The organism is Pectobacterium cacticida (genome assembly GCF_036885195.1).
Classification (GTDB): domain Bacteria; phylum Pseudomonadota; class Gammaproteobacteria; order Enterobacterales; family Enterobacteriaceae; genus Pectobacterium; species Pectobacterium cacticida.
Window position 1 is genome coordinate 1,369,396 of the sequence record NZ_CP133656.1, and the last position, 26,656, is coordinate 1,396,051.

Annotated in this window: 22 protein-coding genes and 1 pseudogene; 14 read left to right on the plus strand and 9 right to left on the minus strand. The window is 53.6% G+C overall.

Annotated elements, in window-relative coordinates; all coding sequences use genetic code 11:
• Positions 1-17 precede the first annotated feature (17 nt).
• The 6 genes and pseudogenes from RFN81_RS06540 to RFN81_RS06565 all read left to right on the plus strand — a co-directional run bounded on the left by RFN81_RS06540 (position 18) and on the right by RFN81_RS06565 (position 6,549).
• The gene (locus RFN81_RS06540; RefSeq protein ID WP_264498316.1) at positions 18-695 is read left to right on the plus strand and encodes a YjbF family lipoprotein; all 678 of its coding nucleotides are present in this window, start codon (positions 18-20) and stop codon (positions 693-695) included.
• A gap of 9 nt (positions 696-704) precedes the next feature.
• Entirely contained in the window at positions 705-1,487 is a 783-nt protein-coding gene (locus tag RFN81_RS06545) for a capsule biosynthesis GfcC family protein (RefSeq protein ID WP_264498317.1), read from the plus strand.
• Complete coding sequence (locus RFN81_RS06550; RefSeq protein ID WP_264498318.1) at positions 1,484-3,625, plus strand: YjbH domain-containing protein; 2,142 nt, start codon at positions 1,484-1,486, stop codon at positions 3,623-3,625. The genes RFN81_RS06545 and RFN81_RS06550 overlap by 4 nt, the downstream gene beginning before the upstream one ends.
• 455 nt (positions 3,626-4,080) lie before the next feature.
• Positions 4,081-4,960, plus strand: a pseudogene (gene licT, locus RFN81_RS06555) (BglG family transcription antiterminator LicT).
• Positions 4,961-5,138: 178 nt separating this feature from the next.
• Positions 5,139-6,200, plus strand: coding sequence for a diguanylate cyclase (locus RFN81_RS06560; RefSeq protein WP_264498897.1), 1,062 nt, complete (start codon positions 5,139-5,141; stop codon positions 6,198-6,200).
• A 181-nt stretch (positions 6,201-6,381) separates the two neighbouring features.
• The gene (locus RFN81_RS06565) at positions 6,382-6,549 is read left to right on the plus strand and encodes a YqaE/Pmp3 family membrane protein (protein ID WP_264498319.1); all 168 of its coding nucleotides are present in this window, start codon (positions 6,382-6,384) and stop codon (positions 6,547-6,549) included.
• Between the two features lie 49 nt (positions 6,550-6,598).
• On the opposite strand, the gene RFN81_RS06570 is transcribed toward RFN81_RS06565, so the two are convergent.
• The 4 genes from RFN81_RS06570 to moeA all read right to left on the minus strand — a co-directional run bounded on the left by RFN81_RS06570 (position 6,599) and on the right by moeA (position 10,999).
• A complete protein-coding gene (locus RFN81_RS06570) occupies positions 6,599-8,074 on the minus strand; it encodes a sensor domain-containing diguanylate cyclase (protein WP_264498898.1) in 1,476 nt (491 codons plus the stop codon).
• Between the two features lie 230 nt (positions 8,075-8,304).
• Positions 8,305-8,904: a nitroreductase family protein gene (locus tag RFN81_RS06575; RefSeq protein ID WP_264498320.1), complete on the minus strand. Its 600-nt coding sequence runs from the start codon at positions 8,902-8,904 to the stop codon at positions 8,305-8,307.
• 104 nt (positions 8,905-9,008) lie between these two features.
• On the minus strand, positions 9,009-9,761 hold the full coding sequence (gene moeB, locus RFN81_RS06580; protein WP_264498321.1) for a molybdopterin-synthase adenylyltransferase MoeB: 753 nt from the start codon (positions 9,759-9,761) through the stop codon (positions 9,009-9,011).
• 2 nt (positions 9,762-9,763) lie between these two features.
• Positions 9,764-10,999, minus strand: coding sequence for a molybdopterin molybdotransferase MoeA (gene moeA / locus RFN81_RS06585; RefSeq protein ID WP_264498322.1), 1,236 nt, complete (start codon positions 10,997-10,999; stop codon positions 9,764-9,766).
• A gap of 575 nt (positions 11,000-11,574) precedes the next feature.
• On the opposite strand from moeA, the gene RFN81_RS06590 reads away from it, so the two are divergent.
• The 4 genes from RFN81_RS06590 to gsiD all read left to right on the plus strand — a co-directional run bounded on the left by RFN81_RS06590 (position 11,575) and on the right by gsiD (position 16,971).
• Positions 11,575-13,419, plus strand: coding sequence for a dipeptide ABC transporter ATP-binding protein (locus RFN81_RS06590; protein ID WP_406626434.1), 1,845 nt, complete (start codon positions 11,575-11,577; stop codon positions 13,417-13,419).
• A 25-nt stretch (positions 13,420-13,444) separates the two neighbouring features.
• Entirely contained in the window at positions 13,445-14,992 is a 1,548-nt protein-coding gene (gene gsiB, locus RFN81_RS06595; RefSeq protein ID WP_264498324.1) for a glutathione ABC transporter substrate-binding protein GsiB, read from the plus strand.
• A gap of 143 nt (positions 14,993-15,135) precedes the next feature.
• Positions 15,136-16,056, plus strand: coding sequence for a glutathione ABC transporter permease GsiC (gsiC, locus tag RFN81_RS06600; RefSeq protein WP_264498325.1), 921 nt, complete (start codon positions 15,136-15,138; stop codon positions 16,054-16,056).
• Positions 16,057-16,065: 9 nt separating this feature from the next.
• Complete coding sequence (gene gsiD, locus RFN81_RS06605) at positions 16,066-16,971, plus strand: glutathione ABC transporter permease GsiD (RefSeq protein WP_264498326.1); 906 nt, start codon at positions 16,066-16,068, stop codon at positions 16,969-16,971.
• Positions 16,972-17,016: 45 nt separating this feature from the next.
• Here gsiD and RFN81_RS06610 read toward each other — a convergent pair whose 3' ends face one another.
• The 5 genes from RFN81_RS06610 to bioA form a co-directional block, all read right to left on the minus strand.
• The gene (locus tag RFN81_RS06610; RefSeq protein ID WP_264498327.1) at positions 17,017-18,714 is read right to left on the minus strand and encodes an NAD-dependent malic enzyme; all 1,698 of its coding nucleotides are present in this window, start codon (positions 18,712-18,714) and stop codon (positions 17,017-17,019) included.
• A gap of 181 nt (positions 18,715-18,895) precedes the next feature.
• Positions 18,896-19,591, minus strand: a complete 696-nt coding sequence (locus RFN81_RS06615; protein ID WP_264498328.1) for a CidB/LrgB family autolysis modulator — start codon at positions 19,589-19,591, stop codon at positions 18,896-18,898.
• The gene (locus RFN81_RS06620; RefSeq protein ID WP_264498329.1) at positions 19,591-19,998 is read right to left on the minus strand and encodes a CidA/LrgA family protein; all 408 of its coding nucleotides are present in this window, start codon (positions 19,996-19,998) and stop codon (positions 19,591-19,593) included. Before RFN81_RS06620 ends, RFN81_RS06615 begins: the two co-directional genes overlap by 1 nt.
• Before the next feature lie 251 nt (positions 19,999-20,249).
• Entirely contained in the window at positions 20,250-21,041 is a 792-nt protein-coding gene (locus tag RFN81_RS06625) for a GH12 family glycosyl hydrolase domain-containing protein (RefSeq protein ID WP_264498330.1), read from the minus strand.
• A gap of 423 nt (positions 21,042-21,464) precedes the next feature.
• Complete coding sequence (bioA, locus tag RFN81_RS06630; protein WP_264498331.1) at positions 21,465-22,769, minus strand: adenosylmethionine--8-amino-7-oxononanoate transaminase; 1,305 nt, start codon at positions 22,767-22,769, stop codon at positions 21,465-21,467.
• Between the two features lie 95 nt (positions 22,770-22,864).
• Between bioA and bioB the strand changes: the two genes are divergently transcribed.
• From bioB to bioD, 4 genes are read left to right on the plus strand one after another with little or no spacing between them, the layout of a single operon-like run.
• Positions 22,865-23,902 carry a biotin synthase BioB gene (gene bioB / locus RFN81_RS06635; protein ID WP_264498332.1) on the plus strand — a complete coding sequence of 346 codons (1,038 nt, stop codon included), beginning with the start codon at positions 22,865-22,867 and terminating at the stop codon, positions 23,900-23,902.
• A gap of 36 nt (positions 23,903-23,938) precedes the next feature.
• Positions 23,939-25,096, plus strand: a complete 1,158-nt coding sequence (gene bioF / locus RFN81_RS06640) for an 8-amino-7-oxononanoate synthase (RefSeq protein WP_264498333.1) — start codon at positions 23,939-23,941, stop codon at positions 25,094-25,096.
• Positions 25,077-25,841 (plus strand): malonyl-ACP O-methyltransferase BioC, encoded by a 765-nt coding sequence (bioC, locus tag RFN81_RS06645; RefSeq protein WP_264498334.1) that lies wholly within the window; start codon positions 25,077-25,079, stop codon positions 25,839-25,841. Before bioF ends, bioC begins: the two co-directional genes overlap by 20 nt.
• Complete coding sequence (bioD, locus tag RFN81_RS06650) at positions 25,834-26,508, plus strand: dethiobiotin synthase (RefSeq protein WP_264498335.1); 675 nt, start codon at positions 25,834-25,836, stop codon at positions 26,506-26,508. Before bioC ends, bioD begins: the two co-directional genes overlap by 8 nt.
• Positions 26,509-26,656 lie beyond the last annotated feature (148 nt).

The window sequence follows — 26,656 nt, forward strand, 5'->3', positions numbered from 1 at the left end:
AACGAGAACTGCATTTGATGACAAAAATAAAACGACTGGCAAAGATGAAAGCGCTGGTTGCCATCCCGCTTTTATCGCTTGTGCTAACGGGGTGCTCCCAAAATGTGGAACAGGTGGGGAAGATCTTTAAATTGGCGTTATTTGGGCAGGATGATACCCACGTTACGGCTAAACAGGTCGCCGATACGCCCTATGCTTCAGCCTACCTGAAAGTGGGTAAAGCGCCGCAGGCGTTTGTAGTGCTGGCCTTTGCCGAACACGGGCAACTGACTTGGATTGGCGCGGATAAAAACCGTGTCTCGACCCAAAATGGGCGTTTGGTGAAAACCCAGGGCTTTGGGGAAGACATCAGCTATGTGGCTAATCTGCAACAGGATCCCCTTACGCTGGGCTTATTGAAGCCCTCGACGCCCATGACGTGGCACAGCCGGGTGGCATGGTCGCAGGTTTTCCGCGGCGGTTACGATACGCAGTCTGTTTTCCGGGCGCGTGGCAAAGAAACGGTAACCATTCTCGATGCGCCGCGTGAGTTGCTGCGTTTTGATGAGCAGGTCACCGTCCCCGCCTTGCAGACCTCTTATACCAATCATTATTGGCTCGATCCCGCGACTGGACACGTGGTGCGAAGTCAGCAGTATATGGGGCCGGATATGGCGTTGGTCACCTTCACGATATTAAAACCTTACGGACAATAAAGGGCTGTCATGTTGGCACTTAATCGTATCGCTACCTTATTGCTGCTGGTTTCCGGCGTTGCGACCGCCGCGCAACTGACGGTGAAGTCCCCGCAGGAGACGATCGCCGTGGTGAAACTGGACGACGGTACGCGTCTTGAACAATTTTATCAGCAGGTTCCCTGGCCACGGAATATCAACTGGCAAACCGCGTTTATTTCCGATTTCGCCACCACGCAGAAAGTGCGGGCGCAAGGCGATGTCTTGCTGCAAAAACTGGCCGAACTGGAAACGCGCTGGCGTAATTCAGGAGATGGCGATCTGGCGATCTCCGCCTGGCTACTGAGGAAGACGCTGGCTCCCATTAACGTTGCCGGGCGCATCCATACGGATCTGGACCCGGATAGCGTCCGTGTTTATGCCGAAAATAATCGTCCGCTGGTGGGGGAATATGCGCTGTATGTGGCGCCCCATGAGGACACGTTAACGTTGATCGGTCTGCTGAATACCGCCGCCGATGTAGGGGAACTGGAGACGTCAGGGAACGTGGCGCTGCGTGCCGGATGGTCGGTAGAGGATTACCTTTCCGGGCGGCGTCTGTTAGCGGGCGCGGATAACAGCGAGGGTTATCTGATCGCAGGGAATGGCTCTTGGCGTAAGGTGCCGCTGGCGTTGTGGAACCGTCAGCATATCGAACCTGCCGCAGGTGAAACGCTGTTTATCGGCTTCGATCCCGCCGTACTCCCTTCGGATATGTCAACGCTTAACGATCAGCTCGCGGATTACCTCGCTAACCGGACTCCACTCGAATGACTAAGAACAGAAACATAAAACTAAGCTGTCTGTCGTTGGCGATTGGCGGCATCTTAAGTGCGCAGGCACTGGCGGCGGAAACCGCAAACCTCCGTAATGCGACTAACCCGAACCTGCGTTTTCAGCCAGCCGGCGTGTCGCAGTATGATTTTGGTGGTACGGGGCTGTTGCAAATGCCGACGGCGCGTATGGCGGAAACGGGCGAATTTAGCCTGAACTACCGCGATAACGAGGAATATCGGCGCTATTCGGTGTCGCTCCAGCTTTTTGACTGGCTGGAAACCACAGTGCGTTATACCGATATTCGTACTCGTCCTTATAGCAATAATCCTGCCTTTAGTGGTAATCAAAGTTATAAAGATAAATCGTTCGATCTTAAAGCTCGTCTGTGGCAGGAAAGCCAGTGGCTGCCGGATGTCTCCTTAGGTTTTCGTGACATCGCCGGGACCGGATTATTCGACAGCGAGTATCTGGTTGCCAGCAAGCGCTTTGGCCCGTTGGATTTCACGCTGGGGATGGGCTGGGGCAATATGGCCGAGAGCGGCAATATTAAGAACCCGGCCTGCTCCCTGAAGGCCAGTTTTTGCCAGCGTGGTGAAGATTATTCAGGCAAAGGCGGACAGTTCGAAGTGGGGAACTTCTTCCATGGCCCGGCGGCGCTGTTCGGCGGGATTGAATACCAGACCCCGTGGGACGCGCTGCGCCTGAAGCTCGAATATGACGGCAACGATTACAGCGCTGAACGAACTTCGCGCGATGGTCGGCCACAACAGTTACCGCATGATTCTCCCTTCAACGTCGGCGCGGTGTACCGGGTTGGCGATATCCTTGACACCACGTTGTCCTGGCAGCGCGGCAATACCCTGATGTGGGGGTTTACCCTGCGTACCAACTTTAACAGCCTGAAACCTAACTATTTGAATGATGCGCCGCCCGTTTATGCGCCCGTGCAAGATGGTAAGGGGACTAACTGGCAGCTTGTAGCAAAAGATCTGAATGATAAGGCGGGCTTTAAGGATGCCGATATCTACGCGGATCGGCAACAGGTCACTGTTGTCGCCGATCAGACCAAATACCGGGACGGCGAGCAGGCGGCACAGCGCGCCGCGACGGTTTTGGCAAACCATGTGCCGGACAGCATTGATGAATACCATATTATGCAGCGTAGCCAGCGTTTGCCGATAGCGAGTACGGCCGTTGATGCCAACGCATTTCGCCAGGTGGAACAGGCCGCCGTTCCGCTGGGTCAGCCTCTCCCGACCTCGCTGCGTCAAGAGCCGGTCGCGGATATTCGCGGCCAGCAGGTGTTGCGCACGGATCCCGATCGTCTCTCTTATTCGTTCGAGCCGACACTCACGCAGTCGTTCGGCGGCCCGGAATCTTTCTACATGTACCAGATCGCGCTGAAAGGAAATGCCGACTATCGCCTGAGTGACCACTGGAGTCTGGGCGGCACCGCGACGCTGAACCTGCTGGATAACTACGATAAGTTCAACTACAAGACGCCACCGGCGGATGGTGCCGCGTTGCCGCGTGTCAGAACCTGGGTGCGCGAATATGTGACCTCGTCAGATCTTTTGTTGACCAATTTGCAATTGACCCGTCGCGATAACCCGGCGCAGGACTGGTATACCCAGGTTTACGGCGGCTATCTGGAAATGATGTACGCGGGTGTCGGGTCGGAAGTGCTGTATCGTCCGTTCGGTAAAAGCTGGGCGCTGGGGCTGGATGTTAACTATGTCAAACAGCGTGACTGGAATGACACCCTGCGCATGGCCGATTACGATGTGGTGACCGGGCATCTCACCGCCTACTGGGAACTGCCGTTTGTCGACGGGGCGATGGCGAAAGTGAGCGTAGGGCGCTATCTCGCGGGGGATAAGGGCGTCACCCTCGATTTATCGCGTCGCTTTGACAGCGGCATTATTGCCGGCGCTTTTGCCACCAAAACCGACGTTAGCGCCGATGAATATGGCGAGGGCAGCTTTACCAAAGGCTTCTATATCTCCATACCGTTTGACCTGCTGTTCACGGAACCGACGGTGAAACGCGGGGCCGTGGGTTGGGTGCCGCTGACGCGTGATGGTGGGCAGATGCTACAGCGTCGCAACCCGTTGTATGGTGTGACCGATCACTAAGCGCCCTGACGGTTTTAGCAACGCATTTAGCCCGTCATGGTCGCCCGTCATGACGGGCTTCTAGCGCTATCGCTAATGGGCAGGGGATGTGCATTTCTGTGACACGGGATAAGTACACGCCATCGCCAACTGAGGTGATGATCGGTGATGTTCATCACAGATCGTTGGTTCCTGGTTTGAGTCTGGCGCGTTTAACGGATATAACCCAATAAGCAGGACGTCATCGGGCTAAACTCCGAGCGAAACCTGATACGGTGCATGCTTTCCAGACATGTTCGTATCAGGTTTTTTTTTGGCCGTTATCCAGCTTACCGCTATGTTGATCTCAGTGAACATCGTGAGTAGGTTGATTGAAAGGCAAGTGAGAAAAGAGGCGTCTCCCCGGTACTGCATTGAGGCGTTAGGCGGACAGGAAGACCAATATGGTTTTCCTATCAGACAGAGCAGCTGATGCGATGATAGTTAAAAAAATATTGAGCAATAATGCCGTGCTTATGCAGGCGGATGACCAACGGGAAATCGTGGCGATAGGGAAGGGCGTTGGCTTTGGTAAAAAAGTCGGTGATGTCGTCGATCCGCAACGTATTGAAAGCCAGTTTGTAAAGAAGAGCGACGGTATCGCGGATGTATTGTCACAGTTATTGGCGGATATTCCCGCTGACTGTCTTGCCGTGACGCAGCAAATTATTACTCTGGCGCAAAAAACATTGCGGCTTGATGTTCAGGATACGCTGTTTCTGGCCTTGAGCGACCATATTAACTTTGCGATTCAGCGCTATAAAAAAGGGCAAGCGATCAAAAACCTGATGCTATGGGATATTCGCCAATTCTATAGCGCCGAATTTACCGTTGGGCTGGAGGCGTTAGCATTGATCCGCATGAGGTTAGAGATTGATTTACCGGAGGACGAAGCGGGGTTTATCGCGTTGCATCTGGCGAATGCGGCGAATAACAGCGATATGCAGAGTACGATGCAAAGCGCGGGAATCATTAAAGATATCTTAACCATTCTGAAGTACGATCTTCACCTCACATTTGATGAGCAGTCCCTCAATTATCAGCGTTTAATTACGCATCTGAAATTTTTTGCCCTACGGTTATTAAATCGGGAAACGGTGAACCACGGTGATGATTCAATTTATCAAGGGATTACGGAGCTGATGCCGCGAGCCTACGCCTGTGCAATGAAGGTGTATGATTACGTGGAAAAAAAACTATCATTGCCAGCTGACTACCGATGAGATCATGTTTCTGACTATTCATATCAACCGATTACATTCCTCTTCCTCGCAGGACATGAGGCATGATGGCGCAGACACGGGCGTTCGCAGGTAGGTAATACCACCGGCCTGTTTCGAGTCGGTTCCACATGAGTGACGTCCTCAGAGCGATGTAATGCCCGATCGCATTGTTAGGCTAAAATAAATTAATAATGACTTACTGCGACTGGCCCATTTTCAGCCATAATATGCATTTTTAGCGCTATGAGGTAGTGAACCTTATGGGGGCCGTTATACCCACCCCTCCACCGACATGTTTGGCGGGAGATGTGCGTCGCTCTGGGCTGCGTTTTTCTCAACGAGTCTATATTCCGCGTATAGTAGGCACGTTATTATGTGCTCTGTTTATTACCTCCGTACTTATTGTCAAACCTACGCCGCTGCCGGTGTGGGGATTACTCCTGTTGAATGCTTTTGCCTGGCCGCATATCGCCTATCGGTTGTCGCAACGGTCATCCGAACCGATGCGGTGTGAAAAACGCAATTTATTAGCGGATGTTGTGTTTGGCGGGATCTGGATGGGCGCGATGGGGATGAACGTTTTACCCAGCGCGCTGATTGCTGCGATGGTGGGGATGAACAGCGTCGCAAGTGGCGGAATAAAACTGTTGGTGCAGGGGATCTTATTACAGAGCCTGGCCTGTATCGTGGTGCTCGTGCTGTTTGCCGTGCCTATTTCGTGGGTCACAACGCCGAGGCAACTTTACGCCTGCTTGCCGATGCTGCTGATTTACCCGATTTTCCTCGGCTACGTGACTTATACCACCGCGCTGAAACTGGCTGAACACAAGCGTTTGCTGATCGAGATCAGCACCCATGACGGTATGACGAACCTCTATAATCGCCATCATTGGGAGCGCCTGCTAAAGCATGAATACGACGTGTGTCGGCGTTATCAGCAAACAGCGACGTTGGTGCTGTTTGATATCGACCATTTTAAATCCTTTAACGATAATTTTGGACATGGCGTCGGCGATCAGGCCATCGTGCTGCTGGCGCGCGAGTTGGTGGCAGGCTTTCGGGAAACGGATGTCATCGGGCGGTTTGGCGGGGATGAATTTGGCGTTATTTTACCGAAAACCGGCGCGAAGGAGGCGTTAGAGGCCGTGAATCGTATTCGGGAACGTTTATCGCTGAAACTCCTCCATCAGACGCCACAGTTAGCGGTTTTTATTAGCGCGGGCATCGCAGAGGTTTCGTCGCAAATGGGACAATATACGGATTGGTTAAAGGCGGCGGATGTCGCACTCTACCGTGCGAAAAATAAGGGTCGTCGCCGTACCGAAATTGCCTGACAACGTTGAGCGCCTCAATGGTAAACCCTGTTCGGACGAGAATATTAATCACCCTGGTGCTTCACGCTATTTATCCGGCGGTAAAATCCCAGCATCCATAATGGATGCCGCGCGAAGAATACTGACAAACGCTGAACATTGAACTATTTTCATAAGTGATCATCACGTTACGGAGGTTGATATGGGGTTCTGGCGTATTGTACTGACGATTATTTTGCCGCCGTTAGGCGTGTTACTGGGTAAAGGCATCGGTGGGGCATTTATTCTGAATATTATTCTCACGCTGTTAGGGTATTTCCCCGGTTTGGTGCATGCGTTCTGGGTGCAGACAAAAGACGATGGCATTTAAGCGCCAATAATAAAGTCGACGCAATAATGAGTGATGGGGGGCGTCCGGGTTACTTTTCGGCAACGACCACCTGATTGCGTCCGTGCTGCTTAGCCTGATAAAGCGCGATATCGGCGCGATTAATCAGCGTATTGAGCGTTTCCCCTGCCCGATATTCAGCGACGCCGCAACTCACCGTTATCTGAATAGCCTTTCCGCGGTGGGGTAGTGAGGTGATTTCAATACGCTGACGCAGGGCTTCGGCACGTTGGTATGCGGCGTTGATGTCGCAATTATCGAGCAAAATAACGAATTCCTCTCCGCCCCATCGACACGAATAATCGCTGGATCGGGTTTGTGTTGGTAGCACGGCAGATACGGCTTTTAATACATTATCGCCAACGTTATGGCCGTACTGGTCATTGATGTCTTTAAAGTGATCAATATCCATAAGAATCAGGGAGAGCGTTTTGTCCTGGAGCGCTTTTTTCATACTGACGCGACGGAAGAGATAATCAAACGCCTGGCGGTTCATCAGGCCGGTGAGTTTATCGGTAGTGGCCATGTGCTCCAGACGGCGTTGATACCCGCCTATCGTCAGCCACAGCAGTAACAGAAAGAGGACGCTCACCAAGGAACTGATGCCCAGATTGTTAAGCAGTGTGGTAAATAGCCGCTTTTCACTCGGGTGGCTGGTTTGTTCAACCATCAAATACCAGCCGAATTCAGGGATTAAACGAGTATTAAGGAAGATCGGCTCCCCGTTTGACTGATATTCATAAGCCCCGCCGGGAGAGGTCAGAATCATGGTGGCGATGCGTTTCAACCCTTGTTGTTGCTGAATGTGTAATGGCCGACGATAGCCTTCCCCATGCAACGTAATATTGCCTTCTTTATCCACAAAATAGATGGTTCGGTTATAGCGTTTCTCATATTTCTCAATGAGATGCTTAACGCGCTCAACCGGAATGCCTACGCCCGTCATGCCAATAAAATTGTCGTCATAATCCCTGACGATATGGTTAATAAAAATATCCAGACGCGAGCGTACTTCAGGATCGACGCGAAGATCGACAATATAGGGCGTGCTATTCGCGAGCGCTTTGTGCTGAAAATACCATTGATCGTCGGGCGAATCTGGCGAAATGGTTTTCAAAATGCGCAGTTGATCGTAATAAAAACCCGTTTTGTCCGAGATGAAAAAAGAAAATACGGTATTAAAACGACGATCGATCTCTTTTAAATAGCGAAACATCGCTTGTGGATCGCGTTCGTTGTCCAGCACCCAATCGCGTAAAAAGGTATCGTGCGCCATTAACGATGAAATAAAGATGGGTTTTAATAAATCTTGCTGGATTTCGGAATAAACGTTGTCGCTGGTGAGCGGTAGGGTATTTTCTGCGATTTCATCTTCCAGTGATTCTTTAGCCACCTGGTAACTGGTCCAACTGATCGCCAGAAAGGCCGCGAGTAACAGGATTCCAAGTACGACGGTTGCGCGGGTTTTGTCTAACCAACGTGAATTATTCGTGAACCCAGTGTGCAACATAATTTCCCCAGAAAACCAGTAATAAGCGCGGTGAATAACGATAATTATGTATTTTTAAATGGAACTATTTTCACCTGAAAAAAGTGGTGCGGTATTTTACTGTAACGCGGCGAGAGTACAAGCTAGCGAAACGCGTTAACATATTTGTTAAAATATTGTGGTTCTGGCGATGCGAATATAAACAGAACACCCTGCGGTGCCCTGTTTTTAACGCCTGGAGCGGTAGATTATTTAAAGACGCGGAAACGCTCGTCAAAAGCAATGTAGCTTTTCTCGCCGGCCGGTTGCTCAATGGAGCCAAAGGGCAGTTGCGCGCGCAATTTCCAGCTGGCGGGGAGATCCCATTGCGCTTTAACATCTTCATCGATCAGCGGATTGTAGTGCTGAAGTGACGCGCCAATTTTTTCCTGTGCCAGCGCGGACCAGACGGCAAATTGGGCAATGCCGCTTGATTGTTCTGACCAGATAGGGAAATTGTCAGCATAAAGCGCGAATTTTTCCTGTAGCCCTTCGATGACCTTGGTGTCTTCAAAGAACAGCACCGTCCCTGCGCCAGCTGCAAAAGAGGCCAGTTTATTTTCTGTCGCAGCGAACGCGTCTGCAGGCACGATCTTCTGCAACTGCTGTTTCACAATATCCCACAGTTTGTGGTGCTGTGCGCCGAACAGAATAACCGCACGGGAACTTTGCGAATTAAAAGAGGAGGGGCTTTCATTCACGGCTTCGGTAACGATGGCTATTACCCGATCTTCGGATACCGGCAGCGTATTGCCGATGGCATAAATAGAACGACGGGCCTTGATGGACTGCAAAAAAGCATTACTCATGGTGTGTTCCTCGGTTGACATGATACTTACCGTATTACTGTGTCACTGATTTTTTCCGCATTCAATCGCTTATCGTGGCGGAAGTGGATCTTAAGATGCCCGCTTTATCCGCCACAGACGTCACAGTGCGGATTTTTCGGGAGTGTGATGGCGCGAAATTGGAGTGTCATCGCATCAAAGAGCAGTACGCGCCCGGTGATCACCTTGCCATACCCCGTCAGCAACTTAATGGCTTCCAGGGCTTGTAGGCTCCCGATCGTTCCCACCAGCGGCGACATCACCCCTGCTTCCACGCAGGTTAGGGCATTATCCCCGAACAGGCGGCTCAGGCAATGATAGCAGGGTTCATCGGGTTGGTAGGTGAACACACACAGTTGGCCTTCCATGCGAATGGCCGCACCGGAAATCAGCGGTTTTTGGCGCTGAAAGCCAATGCGGTTGAGGCGATTGCGGATGGCGACGTTATCGGTGCAGTCCAGTACGGCGTCGTGCCTGCTGACCAATTCGCTGAGCGTGTCGTCATCCACATCGTCATTCACCGTATCTAGCGTAAGGTGTGGATTCATTTCGGCTAGCGTCAGGCGCGCCGATTCTACCTTCGCCATTCCGATGCGACTATCGCGGTGCAGAACCTGACGTTGCAGGTTAGAGCGCGAGACAGTATCAAAATCCAGCAGCGTCAGATGGCCGACGCCAGCCGCTGCCAGATACTGCGCGGCGGCACAGCCTAATCCCCCCAGCCCGACAATCAGCAGACGCGACGCTTTCAGCCTTTCCTGTCCGTCAAAATCAAAGCCGCGTAGCACAATCTGTCGATTGTAGCGCAGCATTTCTTCATCACTCAGTTCCGGCAGCATACTCAGTGCCCCAGCAGTGCGTTGAAGGGTTCGATCTCGACCCACTCGCCGATGGCGACATTACCGCGATCCTGCTCAAGCACGATGAAGCAATTCGCGAGACTGAAAGCGCTAAAGACGTGCGATCCCTGATGTCCGGTGGTTTTTACTGTCAGTTCACCCTGTGCGTTAGGGCTAACAATACCGCGTTGGAAATCGGTGCGCCCCGGCGTTTTCTTCAATGCGCTGGTGGTTCTGACGCGCAGGCGCGGCGGCAGACGCCACTGGCTATAGCCAGATAGGCGGGCTAACAGCGGCTGCACCAGTTGATAGAACGTCAGCGTGGCGGAGACGGGGTTGCCTGGCAGGCCGCAGAACCATGCATGCTGCAATTTGCCGAAGGCGAAGGGTTTACCGGGTTTAATTGCCAGCTTCCAGAAATGGATGTCACCCAGTTCCTCTAACATCTGCCTAGTATAATCGGCTTCACCGACGGAAACGCCGCCGCTGCTAATCACCAGATCGGCGATCTGGTCGGCTTGATGGAATGCGGCGCGCAGGGCGTCCGGGTTGTCGCGGATGATGCCCAGATCGTGCACCTCGCAGCCCCACTGTTCCAGCATTAAACGGACGGCGAAGCGGTTGGTGTCATAAATCTGCCCCTCAGCTAACGCATTGCCGACGGGCTGTAGTTCATCTCCGGTGGAAAACACGGCGACTTTCAGGCGACGCACGACGTCAATGTGCGCAATTCCCAGCGACGCCAGCAGCGGCAGTTCCGCCGCGCCCAGTTTGCAGCCTGCTGGCAACACGCTGGCGCCCGCGCGAATATCTTCTCCCGCCAGTCGAATATTCTGGCCGGGCTTTACCGGATGAAGGAAATGAATACCGTCTTCGTTCACTTCAGCCTGCTCTTGCATGATGACGGCATCAGCGCCAGCGGGAACCGGCGCGCCGGTCATGATACGAATGCAGGTTCCGGCGGGCCATGTGCCGCTGAAAGGCGCCCCCGCGAAGGCTTTCCCCGCCAGCGGCAGAGTGGTAGCAACGGCGACATCGGCGCAGCGGACGGCGTAGCCATCCATCGCGGAGCTGGCGAAGGGCGGGACGTTAATAGGTGAAGCGATGGCGTGAGCGGTGATGCGTCCGGTGGCGTCAAATAAGGAGACGCGTTCTGTGGCGCTGAGAGGAGATACCTGAGACAACATCTTTTCCAGCGCCTGTTCAAGAGTCAGTAAACCTGAAGTCATGCCTTCCATCTTCACTCCACCATTTATCATTAATACGGTCTGTTTCATTAATAGCGCGTATTCTCGTCATAAGACGGGGTTTATGCCTGAAAAGTGAGTTCTGTCAATCCGGTGCTTATTAGGCGAAAACGCGTTTTCTATGCCACTATGGATTATGTCAGAGTTCGTCACGGGGGTGAATGTATGCAGGTCAATGAACACCGCTTTTGGCGTAGGCAACGTCACCAGATAAGATGAAAGCGTCAGGGCGGAAAACGGCGACGTTTATCCAGGCGGCGAACTTTTATGGTTTAAATAATAGAATCGGTTCAAAGAACAGAATCGATGGTTTTTTGTACCTTATAACACCTGCTTATAGCAATTAACCTAATGTTATAAAAGAAATTTTCCGGAATGACAATTTCAGTTTCCGCTTTACATCATACCGTGCGCTAAATATAGTCGAAAACAATTGATCGTTTATCTGTGATCGTTTATTTGTGATTGTTTTGCGCTGATTTAAGGCGCGTTTTAGGAGAGTCGCCTTCATGTTGCCCACACCGGATTATTCTACTTTACCGTCTTCCCCGGTTTCAGGGGTTGTGATGCCCGAAAATCGGGTGTTAGCGGTGCGCAACCTGAGTGTGTATTTTGAGCAGCATGGGCGGCGATCGGACGCGGTAAAGCAGCTAACCTTTAACGTCGATCGTGGGGAAACGCTGGCTATCGTGGGGGAATCGGGGTCAGGGAAGTCCGTCACCTCTCTGGCGCTAATGCGGTTAGTTGAGCAGGCGGGGGGCGTTATTCATCAGGGCGAGATGCAATTGCGTCGTCGCGATGGGCGCGTGGTGGAACTGCGCAGCGCCCGTCAGTCGATCATGCGCACGCTGCGTGGTGCGGACCTGGCGATGATATTTCAGGAACCGATGACGTCACTCAATCCGGTGTTTCCCATCGGTGAACAGATCGCCGAGTCGATTCGCCTGCATCAGGGTATGGACAGACGCGCCGCCCGTGCGGAGACCCTGCATATGCTGGATCTGGTCAGGATACCGGAGGCGCACAATGTGTTGGATCGCTACCCACATCAGTTGTCTGGCGGCATGCGCCAGCGCGTGATGATTGCGATGGCGCTGTCTTGCAAACCGTCGCTGCTGATTGCCGATGAGCCGACGACCGCGCTGGATGTGACCATTCAGGCGCAAATCCTGCAACTGATCCGGGTGCTGCAGCGCGAAATGAACATGGCGGTGATTTTTATCACTCACGATATGGGCGTGGTGGCGGAAATGGCCGACCGCGTGTTGGTTATGCACCGCGGGGAAAGTGTTGAAACGGGGAACGCAGTGCAGATCTTTACCGCCCCGCAGCATCCGTACACGCAGAGGCTGTTGGCGGCGGTACCGGCGCTAGGGTCGATGCGGGGTCGGCCTTTTCCGGAAAAATTTCCCTTATTGGATCAAGATTCGGCATCTGCTGCAGATAGCGCCCCGCAGGATACGGTTTCCGCTCAGGCAGCGCCAATCTTGCAGGTGAGCCAGTTGGTCACGCGATTTCCGATACGCAGCGGGGTGTTAAACCGCGTCACCCATCAGGTGCATGCCGTTGAAAATGTTAGTTTCGATCTCTGGCCGGGCGAAACGCTTGCGCTGGTTGGCGAATCGGGATGTGGTAAATCGACTACCGGACGGGCATTACTTCAGTTGGTGAAAAGCCAGAAAGGCGAGATAACCTTTAAGGGGCAGCGCATTCATCAACTCAGCGGCGCGGCACTACAGCATCTGCGCCGCGATATCCAACTCATTTTCCAGGACCCTTATGCGTCGCTCGATCCGCGTCTCACGGTCGGGTTTTCGATCATGGAGCCGCTGCTCGTGCACAATATTTGCCGTCGGCAGGAGGCTGAGAGGCGAGTGGCGGCGTTGCTGTCTCGCGTCGGATTAGCCCCGGAATATGCGCGTCGCTATCCGCATGAATTTTCCGGCGGCCAGCGTCAGCGTATCTGTATCGCCAGAGCGCTGGCGCTCAATCCCAACGTGGTGATTGCCGATGAAGCCGTATCCGCGCTGGATGTGTCGATTCAGGCGCAGATCATTAATCTGATGATGGATCTGCAACGTGAATACGGCATCGCATTTTTGTTTATTTCCCACGATATGGCGGTGGTTGAACGCATAAGCCACCGCGTCGCGGTGATGTATATGGGGCAAATTGTCGAGATCGGCTCGCGGCAAGATGTTTTCGAACGGCCTCAGCACCCCTATACCCGCAAGCTGATGTCGGCCGTACCGGTAGCCGACCCGTCACGCCGCCAGCGTGAGCAGGTGTTACTGGTTGATGATATACCTAGCCCGATCCGCGCGCTGGGCGATGAGCCGATCACGGCACCGTTAGTACAGGTGGGTGAACGGCATTTCGTTGCGCACCATCCGATAGCCGGTGCGTATTGACAGGGATTCATAAGGAGAACGTAGTATGAGCATAATGACGAAACAACGGCGCTGGTTAGCCGCCGCAGGTGTAACGATGGCCATGATGGCGGCTTCCCCGGTCTGGGCGGCCAAAGATGTTGTTATCGCCGTGGGGTCCACGTTCACCAGCCTGGACCCATATGATGCCAACGATTCACTCTCGCAGGCGGTCGCCAAATCCTTCTATCAGGGGCTATTTGGTTTCGATAAGGACATGAAGCTGGTGAATGTCCTGGCGGACAGTTATGACGTTAGCCCGGACGGACTGACGTACACCATCAAACTACATCCCGGCGTGAAATTCCACGACGGATCGGCGTTTAATGCCGCCGCCGTTAAAGTCAATCTGGATCGCGCCAGTAACCCAGATAATCGCCTGAAGCGGTATAACCTGTTTAAGATGATTGATAAAACCGAGGTCGTGGACGATCTGACGGTCAAGATCGTGCTGAAAACACCGTTCTCGGCGTTTGTCAATAATTTGGCGCATCCGGCGGCGGTAATGATTTCGCCAGCGGCATTAAAACAGTATGGCAAGGATATCGGTTTCCACCCGGTTGGCACCGGCCCGTACCGTTTTGTGACCTGGAATCAGACCGATTTTGTCAAAGTCGAGAAGTTCAACGGCTATTGGAAAGCCGGGCTACCGAAGCTGGACAGCATCACCTGGCGTCCCGTGGTGGATAACAATACGCGTGCCGCGCTGTTGCAAACCGGCGAAGCGCAGTTCGCTTATCCGATCCCGTTCGAGCAGGCCAAGCTGTTAGAGAAAAATGATCGGTTGACGCTGGTAGCGGCACCGTCGATTCTGCATCGTTACATCAGCATGAATGTGACGCAGAAACCGTTCGATAACCCCAAAGTCCGCCAGGCGTTGAATTATGCCATTAATAAAGAGGCGCTGATTAAGGTGGCATTTTCCGGCTACGCGACGCCAGCCGAAGGGCCGTTGCCGAGCAGCATTGATTATGCGGTGAAATATCATCCGTGGCCTTACGATCCCGCTAAAGCGCGCGAGCTGTTAAAGGAGGCCGGCTACCCGAATGGTTTCACCACCACGCTCTGGTCATCACATAATCACAGCACGGCGCAGAAAGTCTTACAGTTCACACAGCAGCAACTGGCGCAGGTTGGCGTGAAAGTGCAGGTGACTGCGATGGATGCCGGTCAGCGTGCGGCGGAAGTGGAAGGGAAGAGTGTGAAAGAAACCGGAGTACGTCTGTTCTACACCGGTTGGTCGGCATCGACAGGTGAAGCCGACTGGGCGTTGACGCCGCTATTTGCTACGGCATCCTGGCCACCGGCGCAGTTCAATACGGCGTTTTACAGTAATCCTCAGGTTGACGCCGATCTGGCGAATGCATTGAAAACGACGGATCGAGCGGAGAAACAGCAGCTCTACAAGGACGCGCAGGACAAAATCTGGGCCGATGCCCCGTGGATTTTTCTTGTCACCGAACGTCTGGTCTCGGCTAACAGTAAAAAGCTGACAGGGTTTTATGTCATGCCGGATACCCTGTTCAGTTTTGATGATGCGGATCTGACGGAATAAGTCTCCTATCAGCAGGACGAGTACGCAGCAGGACGAGCACGGCGGGTATTGTTGGCGCGTTTGATAACGTCATCAGGCTATCCGCCGTGGACGGCGTTTGCCCTTTCTGAGGGAGAGTGATACAGGTTTGTGGAAAACAGGTCATGCTCAATTATTTTATTAAACGACTACTGGGACTGATTCCCACGCTCCTGATCGTGATGGTATTGGTGTTTCTGTTCGTCCATCTGCTGCCCGGCGATCCGGCGCGTTTAGCCGCCGGGCGGGAAGCGGATGCCGCCGTTATCGAGATGGTACGGCAGGATTTGGGATTGGATAAACCGTTGCCACAGCAGTTTTGGCATTTCTTTACCCGCAGCCTGCAAGGCGATTTCGGCACGTCGATAGCGTCGAAGCGCCCGGTCACGGAGGAGATCGCCACGCGCTTTATGCCGACCTTCTGGTTGACGGTGTGCAGTATGGCCTGGGCGGTGATCTTTGGCATGACCATCGGCATGATATCGGCCGTGTGGCGTAACCGCTGGCCTGACCGGATTGGGATGACGCTGGCGGTGACCGGGCTCTCTTTCCCCGCGTTTGCGCTGGGTATGTTGTTAATGCAAATTTTTTCGGTTGAATTAGGCTGGCTGCCGACCGTGGGCGCGGACACGTGGTTACACTATATTTTACCCTCCATAACGCTAGGCGCGGCGGTCGCGGCGGTGATGGCGCGTTTTACCCGCGCCTCCTTTATTGATGTTTTGCAGGAAGATTACATGCGCACGGCACGGGCGAAGGGCGTGCGCGAATCGCTGGTGGTGGTGAAGCACGGGCTGCGTAATGCGTTGATTCCCGTCGTCACGATGATGGGCTTGCAGTTTGGTTTTTTGCTCGGTGGCTCCATTGTTGTGGAGAAGGTATTCAACTGGCCGGGGCTGGGAAGGTTGCTGGTGGATGCGGTGGAGATGCGCGATTATCCGGTGATTCAGGCCGAAGTGCTGCTGTTTTCCCTGGAATTTATTTTGATTAATCTGTTCGTCGATATGCTCTACGCCGCGATTAACCCAGCGATTCGCTATCGATAAGGGAAGGGAATGAAAGACTGGCGACGTAAAATGATGTTGACGGCGCTCCCGGTGATGAGCGAGCAAGCTGCTCGTACACCGTGGCGTGAGTTTGGGCGGCGTTTTCTTCAGCAGCCGGTGGCCGTTGCCGCGGGCATCTTTGTGCTGTTACTGATTCTGGTCGCCTTTCTGGCACCGTATCTGACACCCTATGACGCGGAAAACTATTTCGATTATGACCGTCTGAATGAAGGCCCTACGGCCGTTCACTGGCTGGGGGTCGATTCACTGGGGCGTGATATTTTCAGTCGCATTCTCATGGGGGCCAGAGTCTCTCTGGCGGCCGGGATTTTTTCCGTGCTGGTAGGAATGGTGATCGGTACGACACTGGGCCTACTGGCTGGCTATTACGAAGGGTGGTCGGACAGAATCATTATGCGCATTTGCGATGTGCTGTTTGCCTTTCCTGGGATTCTGCTGGCGATTGCCGTCGTTGCCATCATGGGCAGCGGAATGGCGAATGTCATTGTCGCCGTAGCGATTTTCAGTATTCCCGCCTTTGCCCGACTGGTGCGGGGCAATACGCTCGTGCTGAAACAGCTTACCTACATCGAATCCGCCCGCAGCATAGGCGCGAGTGACGCGGCGATCCTCTTTCGGCATATTTTGCCTGGTTCGGTCTCCTCTATCGTAGTGTTTTTCTCAATGCGCATCGGCATGTCGATCATCACCGCCGCCAGTCTTTCTTTTTTAGGGCTTGGCGCCCAGCCGCCGATGCCGGAATGGGGGGCAATGCTCAATGAGGCACGATCCGATATGGTGATCGCGCCACATGTCGCCATCTTTCCCAGCCTGGCGATCTTTTTAACGGTGCTGGCGTTTAACCTCTTAGGCGATGGCCTGCGCGATGCGCTCGATCCAAAGTTGAGAACATAAAAAAAGCGCGGCATGTCATGCCGCGCTTTTCAATCGTAAGGAGGCTTAGAATGAGGTCCGTTTGTAGCTACGGTATTGCGGTTGCCAGAAGTTGTGCTCAATCGCCTGCTGTAGCGCATCCGACGAGGTGACAACGGCAACCCCTTGCAACTGTGCCGCTTTACCTACTTCCAGTGCAATACGTCTGGACACCTGCTGAATGTTGGACAGATCGGGCAGTAGCGCGCCTTCACCGTCATTCGCCAACGGCGAGCAGTCAGCCAGTGCGCGGCTGGCGGCCATCAGCATGCCGTCAGTGATACGTTTGGCGCCGGATGCTAGCACCCCTAACCCAATGCCTGGGAAAATATAAGAGTTATTGCACTGGGCGATAGGGTAGACCTTATCCTGATAGCGTACCGGAGAGAACGGGCTACCGGTCGCAACCAACGCCGCACCTGCGGTCCAGTTGATAATATCCTCAGGGCGGGCTTCCACGCGCGACGTCGGATTAGACAACGGCATGACAATAGGGCGAGCGCAGTGTTTGTGCATTTCACGGATGATCTCTTCCGTAAACAAGCCCGGTTGACCGGACACGCCGATCAGAATCGTCGGCTTGGCATTACGCACCACTTCGAGTAGTGAGATCGCGTCGCTGTTGCAGTCCCATCCGGCCAGACGATCGCTTTTCTGCACCAGCTTGCTCTGAAAATCGAGCAGATTCGGCAGCTTATCGGTCAGCAGACCAAAACGATCCACCATGAACACGCGCGCGCGCGCTTCTTCCTCGCTGAGCCCTTCCGATTTCATCTGCGCGATAATTTGTTCCGCGATGCCACAACCGGCGGAACCCGCGCCCAGAAACGCGACTGTCTGATCGCGCAACTGCGTACCCGCCGCACGGCTGGCGGCAATCAGGCTACCCAACGCGACCGCCGCGGTTCCCTGGATATCATCGTTAAAGCTACAGATTTCATCGCGATAGCGATTTAGCAGCGGAGTGGCGTTTTTCTGAGCAAAATCTTCAAACTGCAACAACACGTTTGGCCAACGGCGCTTAACGGCCTGAATGAACTCATCCACGAAGGCATAATATTCATCGCCCGTGATACGCGGGTGACGCCAGCCCATATACAGCGGATCGTTAAGGCGTTGAGGATTATTCGTACCGACATCCAGAACCACGGGCAGGGTGTAGGCCGGGCTGATACCGCCGCAGGCGGTGTAGAGCGACAGCTTACCGATGGGGATCCCCATACCGCCGATACCCTGATCGCCTAAACCCAGAATACGCTCACCGTCGGTCACCACGATGACCTTCACATTTTGTTTAGTGGCGTTTTGCAGCATATCGTCGATATAAGCGCGATTTGGATAAGCGATAAACAGGCCACGGGCGCGGCGATAGATATCGGAGAAGTGCTCACAAGCCTCACCCACGGTAGGGGTGTAGATAATGGGCATCATTTCACTCAGATGCCCATCCAATAGGCGATAGAACAGGGTTTCGTTAGTATCCTGAATGTTGCGTAGATAAACATGTTTATCAATATCGTTTTGGAATTCCTGATATTGACGCCAGGCACGTTCTGCTTGTTCTTCAATGGTTTCAACGGCTTCAGGCAGCAGACCGTGCAGGTTAAAATTAGCGCGCTCTTCTGCGGTAAATGCGCTGCCTTTGTTGAGCAAGGGGAATTCAAGCAAGATAGGGCCAGCGTAAGGAATATGGAGAGGACGTTTGCTTTCGTATTCTAATTCCATGACTTTTCACTCTTCGGATGACAGGAAAAACTCAGGTGTTGTCGATAAGACTGCGGGGGATCTTAAATTACTTAGAGAATATGTACAGAAATTGTTAATTAAAATAGTTACAGAGAACCGGCCCCTTAAACATGATGCGACGCTAAGGAACGACGCAGGTTTACGCCGTTCCCTTCTGTGATCACCCTGCCAGGTGCAGGAGCAGGGGGAAGATAAACGGCGCAACGAGCGAGGTGATAATCCCGCAGATGACTAGCGCCAGAGAACTGAATGCGCCTTCCTGATAATCCACCTCCGCACAGCGAGCAGTGCCAAGGGCGTGCGAGGCGGTGCCCATTGACAGCCCACGGGCCGCTTTGGTTTTAATACCGATGCGATCGAACAGACTATGGCCGAAAACGGCACCCACAATACCAACAAAAATGACGCAAACCGCGCTGATCGCCGGTATACCACCGATCGTGCTGGCGACGGCCATCGCAATCGGCGTAGTGACGGACTTGGGCAATACCGAAGCCGCAATTTCCGGCGATGCGCCCATCCACAGCGCCACGAGCGTGCCGGAGGTGATGGCGCTCAGACTGCCGATGAAGCATACGCTGATGATCGATTTCCAGCGGGCGCGGATCTGGTGTAGTTGTTCATACAACGGGAAGGCCAGGGCGACTACCGCCGGTTGTAGCAAATCGTTAAGTACCTTGCTGCCTTGAAAATAGTGCTCATAGGGAATCTTCAACACCAGCAATAGCGGAATAATAATCGCCATTGAGACCAGCAGCGGGTTTAGCAGGGACATTTTGCTTAACACCGCGAGTTTGCGTGCGGCAAAAAACACCACGAGAGTCAGGGGCAAAGACCACCACAAATAGCTGAACATTATTTATTTTCCTTCGACGCTGCGCGATCGCCCGCCATGGCGCGTTCGCGCTGCATGATCTGGGTACTGAAACCCACCACCAACATCACAATAAACGTACTGATCAGGCAGGAAACCACGATAGGGCCAAACTGTTGGCTCACCAGATCATAATAATTCATAACGCCGACGCCGATAGGGACGAACAGCAGCGCCATATGACGGATAAGGAGTTGGCACCCAGGTTTTACCCACTGCGCAGGCAGAATTTGCGAAGCCAGAAGAGCGAAAAGCACAAGCATACCAATGATGCTGCCGGGGATAGAGAACGGGAGTAACGCGGATACCGCATTGCCTGCCAGCAGGCAGAGATAAATCAATGCGAAAGCGCGTAGATACTGCCAGCAAACGATGAATGTATTACGCATGGGAAATTCCTGATTAACAGAGGGGATTATCATAACGCTAATGGAATTGGCGTGCCACAGATCACGAATCTTGGTGGGGAAGGGCAGGCATTCCTGCTTAGAACCTATCCGATTAAGGCTATTTTACTTGCCATGTTGGCCCAGGGCCGAGCTGGAAATGAAAAAGCGTGAGGGAACGCGTGATTCGGTTCAGCCCGCGCAGCGCGATCGTCGGGACTGAACCGAAAAGAATAAAGGAAACGACAGGGGCGCTATTTAACGTCTACGCTCCACTTTGTGATGTCGATCTGCCCGTCACCGCCAAAGATCTCGGTGCCAAACTCCACGCTACTGATATATTTTGTATTGCTCATCCAGTTCTTTCCCACCAGATAGTTGGTGAAATGGCGAATATTGAGCGACGCCTTATTGCTGTTGGAGGTGCGGACAAATGAGAAGACATTCCAACCTTTGCCATTACCCGAATTGATCCAGCCTTTGAATACGTTCCAGCTACTGCCGCCGAGGAAAACCGTTTCAAAATAGTCGCCCGCAGGGCCGGCATGGGTATTATTTAGCCAGATCATCAATTCGTCGGTCGGGGCCGTGTCCCAACTGGCTTTATTGGTCGTGTGGAACCAAATATCATATGCCGCGTTATAAGTCCCCGTGGCGTTGATGGAATAGGTGACGTTGCTGGTGATGCTCTTGTTGCTGGATAACCTTATCGGCAGCCCGCTATTGGCGGTATAGCCTGCAGTCCAGTGCCAGCCGCTCACCAGCGATGGATAGGCTTTGACGCTGGAACTGTTGCTTGGCCAGTGCCAGCGCCATCCCATGCTGGTTGGGCTGTTGTAGAAAACGGTTTGCTGCCACCCCTTTACTTCATCTTTTCCCCAGACATTATTGAATACATAATATTTATTTTTTTCAAAATAGAGTTTGTCAGCATCCTTTGATGAACTGGCCGCAGAAGCGGTTAATGGTGAGAGTAATAAAGCAGAGAGGAATACGGGAAGCAAAGTGCGCAAAGTTTGCTGCGATTGAGTCTGCATAATAAGCATAATAAATCTCCTTTTAATATATGCTTAGGATGTTTCATGGTGAAATTTAGTGCGTATGTAGACCCTATCCCATTAGGGCTATTTTACTTGCCATTTTGGCCCTGGGCAGTGCTCGAAATCCTCGCGTACTCCGTGTACGCTCCGGTTTCTGCGCGCTGTCCGTGACCAAACTGACTGCGACAATGACGCCTACTGGGATAGGATCTTAGTCAGTATCTATGGCAGAACGAATATAAAGTGTGGTGTGGTTAACAGTTATTATTATTTCATCGAATATCAGCATAATTCAACGTGTCATTCACCAATAAAATGAAAATCTTATTCGTAAAAATAATTATAAGATCGATAATAAATAGTAATAAGATGAAATAAAACGCAGTGTGCGCTTTAGAAGCGCACGTTTATGTGCGCCTTGGCTGTCGATTATTCAAATAATTGTTCGTCACGAACCGCGTCATGGATGGCGTTGGTCAGCTTACGCAACTCCGCGGGCTGAATGATAAACGGTGGCATCAGATAAATGAGGCGGCCAAAGGGACGGATCCACACGCCGCGTTGGACGAAGAAACGCTGGAGTCGCGCCATATTAACCGGACGCCGTGTTTCCACCACGCCAATAGCGCCCAGCACACGAACGTTTGCGACTAATGGGGAATGGGTGCAAGGGGCCAACGACTCGCGTAGTTGCCTTTCTATATTTAGGACGTATTCCGGCCAGCGATTTTCCGCCAGTAGCGATAAGCTGGCATTGGCTGCCGCGCAGGCGAGCGGGTTACCCATAAACGTCGGGCCATGCATAAAGCAGCCAGCGGTGCCGTTGCTGATGGTTTCCGCCACTGTGCGCGTGGTTAACGTGGCGGAGAGCGTCATATAACCGCCGGTCAGCGCTTTCCCCAGACACAGGATATCGGGTGCGATTCCCGCATGTTCACAGGCAAATAGCTTACCCGTGCGACCAAACCCCGTGGCAATCTCATCGGCAATCAATAACACGCCCCATTGATCGCACAGTTCCCGTACGCGGCGCAGGTAGGCCGGATGGTAAAACCGCATTCCGCCAGCGCCCTGCACGATAGGTTCCAGTATTACTGCGGCAATAGCGTGAGCGTGCGTCTCTAGCAGAGACTGAAACGGGGCAATCTCGGCTTCCTGCCATTCGTCGGCAAATCCGCCTTCGCCAGTAAGCGCTAACGGCGGGGCGGAGACAAACAGATGGGCTGGCAAGTACCCCTGATACAGGCTATGCATGGAATTCTGCGGGTCGCATACGGACATCGCGCCAAATGTATCGCCATGATAGCCGTGGCGCAGGGTAAGAAAGCGTTGACGCTTTTCACCGCGCGCCTGCCAATATTGCAGCGCCATTTTCATTGCTACTTCGACGGCGACCGACCCGGAATCTGCCAGAAAAACGCATTCCAGTCCTTGCGGCGTGATATCCACGAGTCGGCGGCATAGCGCCACCGCCGCCGGATGGGTGATACCGCCAAACATGACGTGCGCCATCTGACCGAGTTGGGCTTGTACCGCCTGATTAATGACGGGGTGATTATAGCCGTGAATGGCAGACCACCAGGATGACATGCCGTCAATCAGGTGACGCCCGTCTGCCAACGTAAGCATCACGCCGCTGGCTGATACCACGGGATAGCAGGGCAGCGGCGCGGTCATCGACGTGTAGGGATGCCAGATATGGCGCTGGTCAAACGTAATCTCTTCTGCGTTCATAGTGATCCATTGTAAACCATATATATGTTAAATTGGTTGACAGTGTAGCGGGTTAATTTACACTGATGAAACGTTTTTTGTGTGGAGATATCAGGATGTCTGACCGCATTGTTTGGACGCTGGAGCAAGCGCAAGACTTATTTAATAGGCCGTTTCTGGAACTGATGTTTGAGGCGCAGCAGGTTCACCGCCAGCATTTTGATCCCCGCCAGGTGCAGGTAAGTACGTTACTGTCTATAAAGACAGGCGCGTGCCCAGAGGACTGTAAATATTGTCCGCAGAGTTCCCGCTATCGCACCGGAATTGAGACTGAGCGTCTGATGCAGGTCGAACAGGTGTTGGAATCGGCTCGTCAGGCAAAAGCTGCCGGGTCGACACGTTTCTGTATGGGGGCCGCGTGGAAAAACCCCCATGAGCGTGATATGCCCTATCTGGAACAGATGGTGCAAGGTGTCAAAGCGATGGGCATGGAAACCTGTATGACGTTGGGGACATTGCACCGCGATCAGGCTGAACGTCTGGCGGCGGCCGGGCTGGACTTCTACAACCATAATCTCGACACCTCGCCGGAATTCTACGGCAGCATTATCACGACTCGCACCTACCAGGAACGCCTCGATACGTTGGATAAGGTGCGCGACGCGGGGATTAAAGTGTGCTCAGGCGGCATCGTGGGGTTGGGAGAAACCGTGCGCGATCGCGCCGGGCTGCTGGTGCAACTGGCTAACCTACCGACGCCGCCAGAAAGTGTGCCGATTAACATGTTGGTCAAAGTGAAAGGGACGCCGCTGGCGGAGAATGAGGATGTCGATCCGTTTGATTTCATTCGTACTATCGCCGTGGCGCGTATCATGATGCCGACCTCCTATGTGCGCTTGTCCGCCGGTCGCGAGCAAATGAGTGAACAAACGCAGGCGATGTGCTTTATGGCCGGCGCCAATTCGATTTTCTACGGCTGTAAACTGCTTACGACCCCCAATCCGAAAGAGGATAAAGATCTGGCGTTGTTCCTCAAACTAGGGCTCAACCCGCAGCAGGCGTCCACCGACTATGGTGACAACCAACAGCAACAGCGGTTGGCGGAACAGCTGATTAACGCGGATAACGAGCAATTTTATAATGCCGCAATGTAACGCCCTGCACGCCCATCGCCAGGTAAGGGGAGCATCATGAGCTGGCTGCAACGTATCGAAACTGCGCTGGCACAGCGCCGTTACGAGGACGCTTACCGATCGAGGATCGCGAATCAAGGCGGCAGCGGGCGCTGGCTGATGCAGGGCGATCGCCGCTATCTGAATTTTTCCAGCAATGACTATCTGGGGCTAAGCCATCACCCTGAAATTGTCCATGCCTGGCAGCAGGGGGCTGAACGCTACGGGGTTGGCAGCGGCGGTTCAGGTCATGTCGTCGGGTATACCGATGCTCATGCAATGCTGGAGAGCCAGCTTGCCGATTGGCTGGGCTACCCGCGAGCGCTGTTGTTTATTTCCGGCTATGCCGCGAATCAGGCCGTGGTAGCCGCGCTGGCACAGGCGGAAGATCGTATTTTGGCCGACAGGTTGAGCCACGCTTCGTTGCTGGAAGCGGCAGCGCAGTGTCCGGCAACGCTGAGGCGCTTCCAACACAATCAGGCCGATAGTCTGCGAGCGCTGCTAAAAAAAACGACTGACGGCCAGACGCTGGTGGTGACCGAGGGGGTTTTCAGTATGGATGGCGACACGGCGCCGCTGCCTGCGTTGGCTGAGCAGTGCCGGGCACACGCCGCCTGGCTAATGGTGGATGATGCGCATGGCATTGGCGTACTCGGTGATGAAGGCCGGGGGAGTTGCTGGGCGCAGGGCGTCAAACCGGAACTGTTGATCGTCACGTTTGGCAAAGCGTTTGGTGTCAGTGGTGCGGCGGTATTGTGCGCTGAGCCGCTTGCTGAATACTTCCTGCAATTTGCCCGTCATTTGATTTACAGCACCGCGATGCCCGCCGCGCAGGCCTGCGCGCTGAGCGCAGCGGTTAACTGCATTCGTCAGGGCGACGCGCAGCGTAGAGCGTTACGGTGCAATATTGAGCAGTTCCGCGCAGGCTTTTCCAACTCGTCCTATCAACTGATGGATTCACAGAGCGCAATTCAACCGCTCATTGTTGGCGAGAACGCGCGCGCGTTGGCGTTGACAAGCCGCCTGCGCGAACAAGGAGTGTGGGTCAGCGCCATGCGGCCGCCGACGGTGCCGCCCGGTAGCGCGCGCCTGCGAATTACGCTGACGGCGCAGCATCAGCCTGAAGATATCCACCGTTTGCTGACGGAATTACATCATGCCGACACTGAACGATAACAAGCAGGCAATAGCGCTGGCATTTGGCCGCGCGGCGTCGGGCTACGACCGTTTTGCCGCGTTGCAGCGCATCAGCGGCGATCGCCTGTTGGCGCTAATGCCCTCTCACAGCGGATTACTACAGGTATTGGATGCCGGGTGCGGAACCGGGCACTTCAGTCGGTACTGGCGTCAACACGGAAAAAAGGTCATTGCGCTGGATTTATCGGCGGAAATGCTCGGCTACGCACGTGAGCGGCAGGTGGCCGACTACTACTTAGCGGGCGATATTGAAAACTTGCCGCTGGCGGATGGCAGCGTGGATATCAGCTACAGCAATCTTGCGGTGCAATGGTGTGACGACTTACCTCGGACGTTGGCGGAGTTCTACCGGGTGACGCGGTCAGGGGGGATCATGGCCTTTTCTACGTTGGCAGAAGGGTCTTTGTGCGAGCTATCACAGGCGTGGCAGCGGGTAGACGGCACGCGGCGGACGAATCGCTTCCTATCGTTTGCCGCTATTGACGCGGCCTGTCAGCGCTATAGGCATCACCTGGTGCAAGAACATGAGGTCTGCCTGTTCCCTGATGTCGTGGCGCTAATGAAATCGCTAAAAGGGATTGGCGCGACCTGGCTGCATGAAGGACGGGCGCCGGGGTTATTGAGTCGGGCGCGCCTGGCGGCGCTCTCTGCCCACTATCCGCAAGAACAGGGCGGTTATCCGCTCAGTTATCAACTGGTTTATGGAATTATTTATCGTGATTAAGCGTTGGTTTGTGACGGGAACGGACACCGACGTGGGGAAAACGGTCGCCAGCATGGCGTTGCTTCAGGCGGCGAATCAGGCGGGATATCGCACCGCCGGTTACAAACCCGTCGCTTCCGGCTGTCAAATGACGGCTGCAGGCATGCGCAACGGCGATGCGCTGGCGCTTCAGGCGAATAGCAGCGTCCGGCTCGATTATGAGGCCGTGAACCCGCTGGCATTTATGGAACCGACTTCACCGCATATTATCAGCGCGGTAGCGCAGCGGCCGATCTCTCTTTCGACGTTATCCGCCGGTCTGCGGGCGTTAGAAACACAGGCAGACTGGTTGCTGGTTGAGGGAGCGGGCGGGTGGTTTACGCCGCTGTCCGATCGGGTGACGTTTGCCGATTGGGTGATTAGGGAACAACTTCCCGTAATTTTGGTGGTGGGTATCAAACTGGGGTGTATCAACCACGCGCTGCTAACCGCTAACGCTATTCGGCATGCGGGGCTGCACCTTGGCGGCTGGATTGCCAACGACGTCATCCCCCCCGGTAAATGGCATCAGCCGTATCTGCAAACGCTACAACAGCGCCTGTCCGCGCCGATGCTGGGGGAGATTCCTTACTTACCAGATATTCATCAGCATAATCTGGGGCAATACCTAACGATTGGATGGTTATAAGGATGATAGAAGTAAGAGTTAGCGAAATAACTAACGTGATGAAGTAGCGAGTGCGGGCTATTTATTTTTGGCTAATTATCTCATATTGCATAATAATGAAATCATTCATTTATTATAGAGAAGACCAGCTTGCCATGATTAATGATAT

Excerpts from the sequence above, each read along its gene's own strand:
- gsiD (WP_264498326.1), top strand. The coding sequence starts at position 16,066 with ATGAAAGACTGGCGACGTAAAATGATGTTGACGGCGCTCCCGGTGATG.
- gsiC (WP_264498325.1), top strand. The coding sequence starts at position 15,136 with ATGCTCAATTATTTTATTAAACGACTACTGGGACTGATTCCCACGCTC.
- moeB (WP_264498321.1), bottom strand. The coding sequence starts at position 9,761 with ATGCTGCCGGAACTGAGTGATGAAGAAATGCTGCGCTACAATCGACAG.
- RFN81_RS06550 (WP_264498318.1), top strand. The coding sequence starts at position 1,484 with ATGACTAAGAACAGAAACATAAAACTAAGCTGTCTGTCGTTGGCGATT.
- bioC (WP_264498334.1), top strand. The coding sequence starts at position 25,077 with ATGCCGACACTGAACGATAACAAGCAGGCAATAGCGCTGGCATTTGGC.
- RFN81_RS06625 (WP_264498330.1), bottom strand. The coding sequence starts at position 21,041 with ATGCTTATTATGCAGACTCAATCGCAGCAAACTTTGCGCACTTTGCTT.
- RFN81_RS06590 (WP_406626434.1), top strand. The coding sequence starts at position 11,575 with ATGCCCGAAAATCGGGTGTTAGCGGTGCGCAACCTGAGTGTGTATTTT.
- RFN81_RS06620 (WP_264498329.1), bottom strand. The coding sequence starts at position 19,998 with ATGCGTAATACATTCATCGTTTGCTGGCAGTATCTACGCGCTTTCGCA.
- RFN81_RS06610 (WP_264498327.1), bottom strand. The coding sequence starts at position 18,714 with ATGGAATTAGAATACGAAAGCAAACGTCCTCTCCATATTCCTTACGCT.
- bioA (WP_264498331.1), bottom strand. The coding sequence starts at position 22,769 with ATGAACGCAGAAGAGATTACGTTTGACCAGCGCCATATCTGGCATCCC.
- bioB (WP_264498332.1), top strand. The coding sequence starts at position 22,865 with ATGTCTGACCGCATTGTTTGGACGCTGGAGCAAGCGCAAGACTTATTT.
- RFN81_RS06565 (WP_264498319.1), top strand. The coding sequence starts at position 6,382 with ATGGGGTTCTGGCGTATTGTACTGACGATTATTTTGCCGCCGTTAGGC.
- RFN81_RS06540 (WP_264498316.1), top strand. The coding sequence starts at position 18 with ATGACAAAAATAAAACGACTGGCAAAGATGAAAGCGCTGGTTGCCATC.
- RFN81_RS06575 (WP_264498320.1), bottom strand. The coding sequence starts at position 8,904 with ATGAGTAATGCTTTTTTGCAGTCCATCAAGGCCCGTCGTTCTATTTAT.
- RFN81_RS06545 (WP_264498317.1), top strand. The coding sequence starts at position 705 with ATGTTGGCACTTAATCGTATCGCTACCTTATTGCTGCTGGTTTCCGGC.
- gsiB (WP_264498324.1), top strand. The coding sequence starts at position 13,445 with ATGAGCATAATGACGAAACAACGGCGCTGGTTAGCCGCCGCAGGTGTA.
- moeA (WP_264498322.1), bottom strand. The coding sequence starts at position 10,999 with ATGGAAGGCATGACTTCAGGTTTACTGACTCTTGAACAGGCGCTGGAA.
- RFN81_RS06615 (WP_264498328.1), bottom strand. The coding sequence starts at position 19,591 with ATGTTCAGCTATTTGTGGTGGTCTTTGCCCCTGACTCTCGTGGTGTTT.
- bioF (WP_264498333.1), top strand. The coding sequence starts at position 23,939 with ATGAGCTGGCTGCAACGTATCGAAACTGCGCTGGCACAGCGCCGTTAC.